This window comes from Phaeobacter piscinae, assembly GCF_002407245.1.
GTDB lineage: Bacteria > Pseudomonadota > Alphaproteobacteria > Rhodobacterales > Rhodobacteraceae > Phaeobacter > Phaeobacter piscinae.
Window position 1 is genome coordinate 26,852 of sequence record NZ_CP010681.1, and the last position, 11,578, is coordinate 38,429.

The window sequence follows — 11,578 nt, forward strand, 5'->3', positions numbered from 1 at the left end:
CTTGATAAGTAATATATCACCAATAACCCGCAGGATCCGTGATGCCGCATTTCCAGATCGAATATTCTGCCAACCTTGAAGAGGCGCTGGACATGACGGAACTCTGCGAGGCGCTCCGTGCCGAAGCGGCGCAGATTGAGACCTTTCCCACCGCCGGGATCCGCGTTCGGGCCGTTCGGGTGGACCATGTGGCGATGGCGGATGGCAATCCCGCACACGGGTTCATTGACTTGTCCATCCGTCTGCGCGCAGGGCGCAGCCTTGCGGTCAAGAAAGACGCCACCGCGCGCATATTTTCTGTGCTTTGCGATTTTGCCCGCAGCGCGATGGAAAGCCACCCCATCGCTCTCTCCGCGGAGATGCGTGACATCGACGCGGAGCTTTCACCCAAATTCGGAAACATCCGCGACCATCTGGAGGACAAGGCATGAGCCAGCTCGACAGCAATATCGGCAAATTGGACGGCTATCTTGCGCGGTTCCGCGACACGGGAATCCGGAACCGGATCGCGGGTGCGGATGTGGCCGGAGAGGCAGGCGTGTTTCAGACCATATCCCCGGTCGACAAAAGCGTGATCTGTGATGTGGCGCATGGAACGGCGGCTGACATCGACGCGGCCGCTCAGGCGGCGCAGCAGGCCTTCGCGGAATGGCGGGATTTGCCTGCGGTCCAGCGCAAGAAAATTTTGATCTGCATTGCAGAGGGCATTGAGGCGCGCGCGGAGGAAATTGCACTCTGCGAGTGCTGGGACACCGGGCAAGCCTATAAATTCATGTCCAAGGCCGCTCTGCGCGGTGCCGAGAATTTTCGCTATTTTGCCGATCAGGTGGTGCAGGCCCGGGACGGCCAACACCTGCAATCCCCGACGCTGATGAATGTGACCACCCGTGTCCCCATCGGTCCGGTTGGGGTGATCACCCCCTGGAACACACCATTTATGCTTTCTACGTGGAAGATTGCGCCGGCATTGGCCGCAGGCTGCACGGTTGTTCACAAACCCGCCGAAGCCTCGCCTCTGACGGCCCGCCTGCTTGTCGAAATCGCTGAGGAGGCCGGCCTGCCCCCCGGCGTGCTGAACACGGTCAACGGGTTTGGCGATGAGGCAGGCAAGGCGCTTTGTGAACATCCAGCCATCAGGGCCATCGCCTTTGTGGGTGAGTCGCGCACCGGCAGTCTGATTACCAAACAGGGCGCCGACACGCTGAAGCGCAATCACCTCGAACTGGGCGGCAAAAACCCTGTCATCGTTTTTGAGGATGCAGATCTTGAGCGCGCGCTGGATGCGGTGATTTTCATGATCTACTCGATCAACGGGGAACGCTGCACTTCGTCGTCGCGGTTGCTGATACAGGACAGCATCAGGGACGATTTTGAGGCCCGGCTGATCGCGCGCGTCAACAACATCAAGGTTGGCCACCCGCTGGACCCCACGACGGAAATCGGCCCGCTTGTCAGCGAAGAGCATTTCAACAAGGTCACCAGTTATTTTGACATCGCGGCGCAAGAGGGCGCAACAATTGCGGCCGGCGGCGAACCCTTTGGCGACGAGGGGTATTTCATCAGGCCCACCCTGTTCACGGATGCGCGCAATGACATGCGTATCGCACAGGAGGAGATCTTCGGCCCGGTGCTGACATCCATCCCGTTTACCACCGAAGAGGAAGCGCTGGCACTGGCCAATGACACGGCTTACGGGCTGACCGGTTATCTCTGGACCAATGACCTGACCCGGGCCTTACGGTTCACCGACAGGCTGGACGCGGGCATGATCTGGGTAAACTCTGAAAATGTGCGCCACCTGCCGACCCCGTTTGGCGGCGTTAAGGCGTCCGGTATTGGTCGCGACGGCGGCGATTGGTCGTTTGAATTCTACATGGAGCAAAAGCACATCGGTTTCGCCACCGGCTCCCACAAGATAACGAAGTTAGGAGCGCTCTGATGCCAGTCCCAGCCCCAAATCTCTATCCCGACTTCAACACCATCCGGCTCAGCCATGTTTGTCTGAACGTCAAGGATCTGGCCGCGTCTCAAAAATTCTATACCGAAATCCTTGGCCTGCAGGTCAGCGATGCGGATGAAAACCGTATCTATCTGCGCGCGATGGAGGAACGCGGCCACCATTGCGTGATCCTGCAACAATCGGACCAGCCGGGCACGGTTGAGGTGATGGGGTTCAAGACCTTTGATGAGGAAGATCTGGATCGCGCCGATGCCTATTTCCGCAAGAAGGGACGGCCAACCGAATGGGTGCAACGCCCGTATCAGGGGCGCACACTGCTGACCTCGGATAACATGGGTATCCCGCTGGAATTCTATCACAAAATGGACCGTCTGGCGCCGATCCACCAGCAGTACCAGCTCTATCGCGGAGTGAAGCCGCTGCGGATCGACCATTTCAACTGCTTCAGCCAGGACGTAGATGCCTCGGTCGCCTTTTACAGTGACTTTGGCTTCCGTGTGACAGAATACACCGAAGACGAGGAGAGCAAGAAACTCTGGGCGGCCTGGCTGCATCGCAAAGGTGGCGTGCATGATATGGCCTTTACCAACGGTACCGGTCCGCGCATGCATCACGTTGCCTTCTGGGTGCCAAACCCACTTAATATCATCGACCTGCTCGATCTGATGGCGACCACCGGTTATGTCGACAATATTGAACGAGGCCCGGGGCGGCACGGCATTTCCAACGCCTTCTTCCTCTATATCCTCGATCCCGATGGCAACCGGATCGAAATCTACTGTTCCGATTATCAAACCGTCGATCCCGACCTTGAGCCGATCAAATGGGATCTGAAGGATCCGCAGCGCCAGACGCTGTGGGGGGCGCCGGCCCCGGAAAGCTGGTTCAAACATGGCAGCCGTTTTGTTGGCGTCACGCCAAGGGAGCCGGAGTTGCAAGCCAGCCCGATCATCGCACCATGAAGTTTGCAACCTACAGCGCCAACGGGCAGGTGTATTACGGGGCCGCAACCGATGCGGGGATGATCGCGCTCAGCCCCCGTTTTCCGGCGTGGCCAACGCTGCTGGATGTGATCCGGGAGGGCGGTCTCGATCAACTTGCCGTCGCAGCGGCGGACCAACCTGTCACCCATAGGGACGTTCGCTTTGAAATGGTGCTGCCCAATGCGCGGCGTATTCTCTGTGTCGGGGTGAATTTCCCGGACCGCAACGCCGAATACAAAGACGGCAGCGAGCAGCCGAAATACATGTCGCTGTTCCCCCGCTTTGCCAGCGGCTTCACCGGTCACAACCGCCCTCTTATCCGCCCCCCAGAAAGCCTTATGCTCGACTACGAAGGCGAGGTTGCGATCATCATTGGCAAAGCCGGGCGGCGCATCGCGCAGGCCGACGCCTATGACCATATTGCGGCATTGACCATCTGTAACGAGGGCACCATCCGCGATTGGGTGCGGCACGCAAAATTCAACGTCACCCAGGGCAAGAACTGGGATAACTCCGGTGCCATCGGCCCTTGGCTCGTGCCCTTCGATGATCCCGCGCAGCTGGACACCGCGCGGATCATCACCCGTGTGAACGGAGATATCCGACAGGACGATGTCCTGTCGCGGATGATGCACCCGATCCGGCGGGAGATCGAATATATCTCCACCTTTATGACGCTGGAGCCGGGCGATGTCATCGTGACCGGCACGCCGACCGGGTCCGGTGCGCGGCTTGATCCGCCTCAGTACCTGAAACCCGGCGATGTGGTTGAGGTCGAAGTGACAGGGATCGGTACTCTCAGAAACACGATTGAGGACGAACAGCCATGACACCGCAGGACCATGCGCAGGCCGCTGCGGAGTTATTGCAGGCGGAGAAGACCGGCCAGCAGATCGGCTTGCTCAGCCTGCGGCACCCGGAGATGGGCATGGACGATTCCTATGCGATCCAGACAGCGATCCATCAGGCCAAGCTGGCGCAGGGGCGCCGGGTCATCGGGTGGAAAATCGGGCTCACGTCGAAGGCGATGCAATATGCCCTGAATATCGACATTCCAGACAGCGGTATCCTCTTCGATGATATGCTGTTTGCCGATGGTGGGCGTATCCCCAAGGGCCGTTTTATCCAGCCGCGGATCGAAGCGGAAATCGCCTTTGTCATGAAAACCGCGATTGGCGGCAGCAATGTCACGCGCACCGACGTGCTGACCGCCACCGATTATGTGGCGCCCGCCCTCGAAATTCTCGACACCCGCATCGCGCGCCAGGACCATGCCACCGGCCAAAGCCGGAATGTCTTTGACACCATTAGCGACAACGCCGCCAATGCGGGTGTTGTGCTGGGCGCTCAGCGCCACTCGGTTGATGCCTTTGACTTGCGTTGGGTTGGGGCGATCACCAGCCTGAACGGACAGGTTGAGGAAACCGGCCTCGGGGCGGGTGTTCTCAACGATCCGGTCGAAAGCGTGGTTTGGCTGGCCCGTCGCATGGCGCAATATGGTCAACGCATTGAGCCGGGTCAGATCGTCCTGTCGGGCAGCTTTATCCGCCCGGTCGAATGTCCGTCTGGCACAGAGATCGCTGCGGATTTCGGCCCCTTCGGCTCAGTAGAGATCGGTTTTGCATAATAACGTCAGACGGCCGAAGGCGATCCGCGCTCTGCTGTCTCAGTCCAATTTTCCCGAGGAGCCCCTAGCCTGCAATGGTCGGCCGGGCGCAGGTCACGGCGCCTCTGTTGGAACGCCCCCAAGGACGGGTTTGTTGTTCTTCAGATGGCGCGCCACCAGCTGGCGTTGCTGTCTGCCGCTGGGGATCGGGCAGGCTGAGCGGGCTGCGGCCTGCGGGGCAAGCAGCTCAGGAAACAGCAGGGTGATTTCCTCATAGGCCTCCGGGGGCAGCGCCTTCAGCGCCTCGGCGCCGGTGAACAGACTTTCGGTCGGGGCGCCTTCGGCGAAAATCACCTCGTGCTGATCGCACAGCAGGTGGAAATATTCGACCGCCTCGTCGTTTGGCTCAACAAAAATACCGGGAAGCTCCGTCAGGCGCACTGCAGCCACCAGCACCTCGGGGGCAACAAACATCCGCTCCGAGATTTTCGACGACACCAGCATCCGGTGCTGGCGCGACACCAGAAGATCGCGCTCCGGCAGCCCATGACCCAGGGCACCCGCGGTGATTCTGACCGGCCTCAGCTTGGGGTTGTCGGCCACGTCAGCGGCGGAGAGCTTGCGGCTCATCACCATGCGCAAGGGGCGATAGCTGCCGTCTGCGACCCGAACCCGATCGCCGGCTACAAGGGCCTCGACCGCGATTCGGCCACGATCCGTTTCGATCAGCGTGCCGCGCGCAAAACAGGTGATGTCGGCATAATTCCAGCCCGAGGTATGGTTCTGATAGCTGCCCAGCGTCGCGCCGACGGTAAATTCAGAATCCGGTCCGGGCACGAAATACCAACTGCCACCGGTGTTGAAGAAATAGAAGGTCTCGACATGTCCGGTGCCGCCGGTGTCGGTGAAGGAGACATTGATCGCATAAGGTGTCCCCGTAGACCCGTTGAAGGCACCGCCGTTGATGCTGATGCTTTCATTGCCGTCGCCACTCCCCTGATAGGCCGCGTCGTCATCGTCCAAGGTGGCGGTGTAGGAGGTGTTGTACTGGGCGTTGTAGCCGGTCCCGCTCCACCTGAAGGCTGTGACTGTATACTGTGGCATCGCGCTACCCTCGCGATCCGGTATCGACGGGGTTACCGCCCGACAGCGACTGATCTGACAGTGGTTGATCCGACAGCGATTGGAACAGCTGGCGCAGACCGGCTGGGGTCAGTTTATACTGGATTGCATCAGCTCCCAGGTCAGCCTCAACTGGCTGACGTTCCGCCGGATCAACCGCAACCCCGTTGCTGGATTTCAGTGCGGCGCAAAATGCTGCGTTCTTGCTCATCGCCATAAACCTCGGCTCACTCTTCAGGCAGGACTCTCTACCACTTTAGGGCAGTGTGCCGTTTCTCCAAACATATTATCCATTTGCACGGCCATCCGGGTGCCGGCTGTCGCTCGGATGGCAGCTGACCTAGGGGAATTTAACCGGGGTTTTTCGTGGCAACAATGGGGGCATAAAGCTCCGCGCGGGATTGTTGCACCCCGGTCTGTTGCGCGCCGGTCGTTTGCGCGCCGGTCGGTTAAACCCCGGTCTGGTGCCGGGCGTTCTTATTGCGCAGACACAAACCCAGGGGCTGTGTCTTGCGACAGGATCAGCGCAGCGGCAGATGCCCCAGATGATCCTCGCCGCGCTGCCGCGCCAGTTTCATCTGTTTCTGGCGTTCACGGAACCGGGCCTTGTCCGCCTCTGAGGTTTCATCGATGCAAAGATGGCAGGATACGCCCTGTTCAAAGGCGGGGTTGGCCTTGTCCTCAGGCAGAATGGGACGGCGGCAGCCGTTGCACAGCTCATGCGGGCCTTCCTGCAATCCGTGGCCAACAGACACCCGGCTGTCAAAGACGAAACATTCGCCATTCCAGCTGCTGTCCTCTTTCGGCATTTCCTCAAGGTAGCGCAGGATGCCACCTTTCAGGTGATAGACGTCCTCAACACCCTGCCCAATAAGGAAGTTGGTGGATTTCTCACAGCGGATGCCGCCGGTGCAGAACATCGCCACGCGTTTGTTGTGAAACCGGTCCTTGTTCTCTTCCCACCAGGCGGGGAACTCGCGAAAACTCTCGGTCTTCGGATCTATGGCGCCCTCAAAGGTGCCGATGGCAACCTCGTAGTCATTGCGGGTGTCGATCACCACCACATCGTCGGAGCGGATCAGATCATTCCAGTCTTCCGGCTCCACATAGTTGCCAACGCGGGCGCGCGGATCAATGTCCGGCTGGCCCATGGTCACGATCTCTTTTTTCAGCCGCACCTTCATCTTGCCAAAGGGCGGCTTATCGCTGCTGGCTTCTTTCCAGTCCAGATCGCTGCATCCCGGCAGCGCCCTGATATGCGCCAGTACCGCATCAATCCCGGCCCGCGGACCGGCGATGGTGCCATTGATCCCCTCCTGCGCCAGCAGCAGAGAGCCTTTGACCTGCTGCGCCTCGCACAGCGTCAGCAGCGCCGGTTTGATGGCGGCAGGGTCGTCGAAACGGGTGAAGTGATAGAGCGCAGCAATCGTATACATGGCGCCGCTTTACACCAAGCAGACAAGCCGCTGCAAGGTCACGGGCCGCGACATTGGCGCAGCTTTGTTGACGGGTGGGTGTGCGACGCGTACCCCTGTCACCAAAGATGCGGAGACCCTTATGACCAAAGCTTTGATCGTGATTGATGTGCAGATGGATTTTTGCCCGGGCGGCGCTCTCGCGGTGCCGGAGGGGGATCAGGTTGTGGCCCCGATCAATGCGATGATGGCGCAATATGATGCCGTCCTGATGACTCAGGATTGGCATCCCGGTGACCACAGCTCCTTTGCCTCGCAACATCGCGATTCTACCGCGTACGACGTGATCGAGATGCCCTATGGTCCACAGGTTCTGTGGCCGGATCATTGTGTGATCGGCAGCGCAGGCGCCCAGTTCCATCCAAAACTGGATCTGCGTGGCGATCTCATTCTGCGCAAAGGCTACCGCCGTGAGATTGACAGCTACTCGGCGTTCTTCGAGAATGATCAGAGCACACCAACAGGGCTGCATGGCTATCTGCAAGAGCGTGGGATTAACCGCCTGACGCTGGTGGGTCTGGCGACGGATTTCTGCGTCGCCTTCTCGGCGTTGGATGCCGCGCGGTTGGGCTATGATGTCACGGTTGATCTGGCGGCCTGCCGGGCGATAGATCTTGATGGCTCCCTGAAGAGGGCCACTGCCAATATGGAGGCAGCAGGCGTGTGCCTGCTTGGTACCCTTGGGTAAGTTATTAACGAATTGACGATACTAAAGACTCGTCGTCATCAGGGACCTAGCAAACAGATGCCGCAGGCCGATGCGCTCAAAACTGGGCCATTAGAAACCTACAATAGGCGATACAGCCAGCGCGGGCTGCTCAACCGGTATGCGGAAGGGCGGGGTCGCTATTTTGCCTATCGTCAAATGACGATGGCGGGACTTTCCGCGCTGATCGGACTGCTCACTTTTCCCCTGGTTGGTCTGGTCGTCTTCTTCGTCGCCTTTCTTGGGGACATGCTGGATACGGTGTACCTGGCTCGGTCGGCTCCCATTGGGGAGACCGCCCGCTATCGGCATGTGCAGGTGATCAGCACGATCACCGCTGCTATTCAGGCCCTATCGCTGGCGTTTCTGGCTTGGTCACCGTCGATATTCATGCATTCTGAGGATCATCTTCATCAGGCCCACGCCACGCCGCTTTTTACCGTTGGTATTCTGGTTGGTGCAGCAATCAATGCCACCGTGATCCTGCCTTACCATGTGTCTGCCGGGGTTACGCGTCTTGCGATCTATGGCCTGACTCCCTTGGCAACGATTGCGATTGAAACCGTCAATGGAACCGGCGGTGGGATGGCCGATGTGCAGCTGTTCCAGATGGCTGGTCTGGGCGTGCTCTACTTCAGTGTCTTCTTCTTCGTCAGTTTTATCTCCGGTCGCTACAATCGCAGCCGCAAGAACACATTGGCGATGGCGCTGCAGCACAAGCAGCTGGCTCAGATCAATGCCAAACTTCAAGCTCAGCAATTGCAAGCACAGCGGCTTGCTTTGGTGGCAGAAAACGCCAATGACAGCGTATTCCTCATGGATGAGGAGGGCCGGATCACCTGGGTGAATGAGGCATTTACCCGGATTACCGGCTACCGTTACGGTGAGGCGATTGGCAAGATGCCGGGTACGCTTCTCAACGGGAATGACACCGATATGGCCGTTGTCCGCGCGCTTGAGAAAGGGCGTGCCACCGGCAAACCCTTCCGGTTGGAGATCTGCAATCGGCGCAAGGATGGCCAGCTTCTGTGGCTGGAGACCAATCAGGTGCCGATGCTGCGTGACGATGGTACGGTGGAAACCATCATCGCGGTTGAGCGTGATGTCACCGCCGCGAAACAATATGAACAGCAGCTGAAAGATGCCCGGATCGCCGCCGAGGAGGGCGCGCGGGTGAAATCCGAATTCCTCGCCACCATGTCCCATGAAATCCGGACCCCCATGAATGGGGTCATCGGCATGGCGCAGATGCTGGAACGCACCCAGCTGGACGAGGACCAGAAACTCTATGCCGACACCATCCTCGGCTCGGCGCGCACCCTGCTGTCGCTGATCAACGATGTGCTTGACCTATCCAAGATGGACGCTGGTGAGGTGATCCTCAGCGAGGTGGATTTTGATCTGCCTGCCTGTTTCCAGCAGACCCTGCAACTGTTTGAACCGCAGGCGCAGGAGAAAGGCATCACCCTTGAGCTGGATATTGCACCGGATGTGCCGCGGATGATCAACGGCGATGACCGGCGGTTGCGTCAGGTGTTGCTGAACTTGGTCGGCAATGCGGTGAAATTCACCGAATCCGGCGGCGTCCGGGTCGCGGTTTCCACCAGCCGCGTTGGGGACCGGCTGCGCCTGCGCTTCTCGGTGGCCGATACCGGCATCGGCATTGCCAAGGAGAAGCAGGATCAGATCTTTGAACGGTTCTCTCAGGCCGATGCGGCGATCACCCGGCGGTTTGGTGGCACCGGTCTTGGCCTCACCATCTCGCGCCTGCTGTGCGAGGCGATGGGCGGCGAAATTGACGTCACCTCGGACCCGGGCAAAGGGGCCTGTTTCTCGGTGCATATGCGGATGCAACCTGCCACCGGATCCGGCCTCGCCGAGATTGCCGACAGCGCCCAGCACCTGGGCCGGTCCCTAGACGGGATGCGCATCCTCGTGGCGGAGGACAACCGGATCAACCGCCTTCTCGTGGAGAAATATCTGCAGGATGAACCTGTTACACTCGAATTCGCTATGGATGGGGCGGAGGCGATGGAGAAAACGCCGGGCTTCGACCCCGACGTCATTCTGATGGACATGTCGATGCCGGTGATGAACGGGCTGGATGCCACCCGCAATATCCGCGAGATGGACATTCGTCAGCCGGTGATTGCGGCGCTGACCGCCAACGCCTTTGACTCCGACCGCGAGGCCTGTCTGAAGGCGGGAATGGATGATTTCCTCAGCAAACCGATCAATCGCGATGATCTGCTTGCTGTCCTGCGCAAACATAGCCCTGCGCAAGGGCGTCGCGTCGTGGTCTGATTTCCTTTGCTCCCGGCTGCGGGCTGTTTTATCAACCATTGAAACACGATGGATGAGGCCGCCTGTGGACATTGCAACCCGCGTCTATAACCACAAGTGGAAGATTGATCCGATTGTGCGATCCCTGATCGATACGGATTTTTACAAACTGCTGATGTGCCAGTCGGTGTTTCGCAATCGGCGCGACACCCATGTACGGTTTTCGCTCATCAACCGCTCCAAACATATCCCGCTGGCGGATCTGATTGACGAGGGTGAGCTGCGCGAACAGCTGGATCACATCCGCTCCCTGTCGCTGTCACGTGGCGAAAGCACCTGGCTGCGCGGCAACACCTTTTACGGCAAACGCCAGATGTTCCGCCCCGACTTCATGGAGTGGTTCGAAGGGTTGCGCCTGCCCCCCTATGAGCTGGAGCGCAAGGGTGACCAATATGAGCTGACGTTTGAGGGCAAATGGCCCGAGGTCATGCTCTGGGAAATCCCGGCGCTCTCGGTGCTGATGGAACTGCGCAGCCGCGCGGTGATCAACAGCATGGGCCGGTTCGAACTGCAGGTGCTCTACGCCCGCGCCATGACCCGTGTCTGGGAAAAAATTGAACAGCTGCGCGATATAGATGGCCTCAGCATTGCCGATTTTGGCACCCGCCGTCGGCACGGGTTTCTCTGGCAGGATTGGTGCGTGCAGGCCATGATGGAGGGGCTGGGCGACAAATTCACCGGCACCTCCAACTGCCTCATTGCGATGCGCCGCGAGGTGGAGGCCATCGGCACCAACGCGCATGAACTCCCCATGGTCTATTCTGCACTGGCCAAGGATGATGCGGCCCTTGCGCAGGCGCCCTATGATGTGCTGTCCGACTGGCATGATGAACATGAAGGCAATCTGCGCATCATTCTGCCCGACACCTATGGCACCAGGGGCTTCCTGGATCGCGCGCCCGATTGGTTGGCGGGGTGGACCGGCATCCGCATCGACAGCGGCGATCCGGCCAGCGGCGCGGAAACCGCCATTCGCTGGTGGCAGGACCGCGGCGAGGATCCGCAGGACAAACGGGTGATCTTCTCCGACGGGCTGGATGTGGCCAAGATCAAGGAACTGCACGCGCAATTCTCAGACCGGACCAAAGTGTCCTTTGGCTGGGGAACGCTGCTCACCAATGATTTCCGCGGGCTGGTGCCGGACGATGCGCTGGCCCCCTTCTCGCTGGTGTGCAAGGCGGTCTCTGCCAATGGTAACCCTACCGTGAAACTCTCCGACAACCCGGAGAAGGCGATGGGGCCGCAAGCGGAAATCGACCGCTACAAGCGGGTGTTTGGTGTTGGGGACCAGCAAAGCCAGGCGGTAATTGTCTAGCAATACTTCGCGTATTTTGCGGCCGGTTTGGCAAGGGTCCCAACAAGTTGCGGCAACAGATCTGCCCC

General features: G+C 59.5%; 11 protein-coding genes. 8 read left to right on the forward strand and 3 right to left on the reverse strand.

Annotated features, from left to right (window positions below):
- Positions 1-41: 41 nt before the first annotated feature.
- Genes phaeop14_RS00120 through hpaH form a run of 5 tightly spaced genes read left to right on the forward strand, consistent with a single transcriptional unit; the run spans position 42 to position 4,570 of the window.
- Entirely contained in the window at positions 42-431 is a 390-nt protein-coding gene (locus tag phaeop14_RS00120) for a 5-carboxymethyl-2-hydroxymuconate Delta-isomerase (RefSeq protein WP_096788378.1), read from the forward strand.
- Entirely contained in the window at positions 428-1,939 is a 1,512-nt protein-coding gene (gene hpaE / locus phaeop14_RS00125; RefSeq protein WP_096788379.1) for a 5-carboxymethyl-2-hydroxymuconate semialdehyde dehydrogenase, read from the forward strand. The genes phaeop14_RS00120 and hpaE overlap by 4 nt, the downstream gene beginning before the upstream one ends.
- Positions 1,939-2,922, forward strand: coding sequence for a 3,4-dihydroxyphenylacetate 2,3-dioxygenase (gene hpaD / locus phaeop14_RS00130; RefSeq protein ID WP_096788380.1), 984 nt, complete (start codon positions 1,939-1,941; stop codon positions 2,920-2,922). Before hpaE ends, hpaD begins: the two co-directional genes overlap by 1 nt.
- Positions 2,919-3,773, forward strand: coding sequence for a fumarylacetoacetate hydrolase family protein (locus phaeop14_RS00135; protein WP_096788381.1), 855 nt, complete (start codon positions 2,919-2,921; stop codon positions 3,771-3,773). Before hpaD ends, phaeop14_RS00135 begins: the two co-directional genes overlap by 4 nt.
- Positions 3,770-4,570, forward strand: a complete 801-nt coding sequence (hpaH, locus tag phaeop14_RS00140; protein WP_096788382.1) for a 2-oxo-hept-4-ene-1,7-dioate hydratase — start codon at positions 3,770-3,772, stop codon at positions 4,568-4,570. The genes phaeop14_RS00135 and hpaH overlap by 4 nt, the downstream gene beginning before the upstream one ends.
- A 93-nt stretch (positions 4,571-4,663) precedes the next feature.
- Here the strand turns inward: hpaH and phaeop14_RS00145 are convergent, their stop codons facing one another.
- The 3 genes from phaeop14_RS00145 to trhO all read right to left on the reverse strand — a co-directional run bounded on the left by phaeop14_RS00145 (position 4,664) and on the right by trhO (position 7,107).
- Entirely contained in the window at positions 4,664-5,653 is a 990-nt protein-coding gene (locus phaeop14_RS00145; protein ID WP_096788383.1) for a Hint domain-containing protein, read from the reverse strand.
- Positions 5,654-5,657: 4 nt separating this feature from the next.
- The gene (locus phaeop14_RS00150; RefSeq protein WP_096790188.1) at positions 5,658-5,882 is read right to left on the reverse strand and encodes a hypothetical protein; all 225 of its coding nucleotides are present in this window, start codon (positions 5,880-5,882) and stop codon (positions 5,658-5,660) included.
- Positions 5,883-6,192: 310 nt separating this feature from the next.
- Positions 6,193-7,107, reverse strand: a complete 915-nt coding sequence (gene trhO / locus phaeop14_RS00155; protein WP_096788384.1) for an oxygen-dependent tRNA uridine(34) hydroxylase TrhO — start codon at positions 7,105-7,107, stop codon at positions 6,193-6,195.
- Positions 7,108-7,228: 121 nt separating this feature from the next.
- Here trhO and pncA point away from each other — a divergent pair, with 121 nt between their 5' ends.
- The 3 genes from pncA (at position 7,229) to pncB (ending at position 11,510) form a co-directional block, all read left to right on the forward strand.
- Entirely contained in the window at positions 7,229-7,834 is a 606-nt protein-coding gene (gene pncA, locus phaeop14_RS00160) for a bifunctional nicotinamidase/pyrazinamidase (protein WP_040178153.1), read from the forward strand.
- A 57-nt stretch (positions 7,835-7,891) separates the two neighbouring features.
- A complete protein-coding gene (locus phaeop14_RS00165; protein ID WP_096788385.1) occupies positions 7,892-10,156 on the forward strand; it encodes a hybrid sensor histidine kinase/response regulator in 2,265 nt (754 codons plus the stop codon).
- Between the two features lie 64 nt (positions 10,157-10,220).
- The gene (gene pncB / locus phaeop14_RS00170) at positions 10,221-11,510 is read left to right on the forward strand and encodes a nicotinate phosphoribosyltransferase (RefSeq protein ID WP_096790189.1); all 1,290 of its coding nucleotides are present in this window, start codon (positions 10,221-10,223) and stop codon (positions 11,508-11,510) included.
- Positions 11,511-11,578 lie beyond the last annotated feature (68 nt).

Excerpts from the sequence above, each read along its gene's own strand:
- phaeop14_RS00120 (WP_096788378.1), top strand. The coding sequence starts at position 42 with ATGCCGCATTTCCAGATCGAATATTCTGCCAACCTTGAAGAGGCGCTG.
- hpaE (WP_096788379.1), top strand. The coding sequence starts at position 428 with ATGAGCCAGCTCGACAGCAATATCGGCAAATTGGACGGCTATCTTGCG.
- hpaD (WP_096788380.1), top strand. The coding sequence starts at position 1,939 with ATGCCAGTCCCAGCCCCAAATCTCTATCCCGACTTCAACACCATCCGG.
- phaeop14_RS00135 (WP_096788381.1), top strand. The coding sequence starts at position 2,919 with ATGAAGTTTGCAACCTACAGCGCCAACGGGCAGGTGTATTACGGGGCC.
- hpaH (WP_096788382.1), top strand. The coding sequence starts at position 3,770 with ATGACACCGCAGGACCATGCGCAGGCCGCTGCGGAGTTATTGCAGGCG.
- phaeop14_RS00145 (WP_096788383.1), bottom strand. The coding sequence starts at position 5,653 with ATGCCACAGTATACAGTCACAGCCTTCAGGTGGAGCGGGACCGGCTAC.
- phaeop14_RS00150 (WP_096790188.1), bottom strand. The coding sequence starts at position 5,882 with ATGAGCAAGAACGCAGCATTTTGCGCCGCACTGAAATCCAGCAACGGG.
- trhO (WP_096788384.1), bottom strand. The coding sequence starts at position 7,107 with ATGTATACGATTGCTGCGCTCTATCACTTCACCCGTTTCGACGACCCT.
- pncA (WP_040178153.1), top strand. The coding sequence starts at position 7,229 with ATGACCAAAGCTTTGATCGTGATTGATGTGCAGATGGATTTTTGCCCG.
- phaeop14_RS00165 (WP_096788385.1), top strand. The coding sequence starts at position 7,892 with ATGCCGCAGGCCGATGCGCTCAAAACTGGGCCATTAGAAACCTACAAT.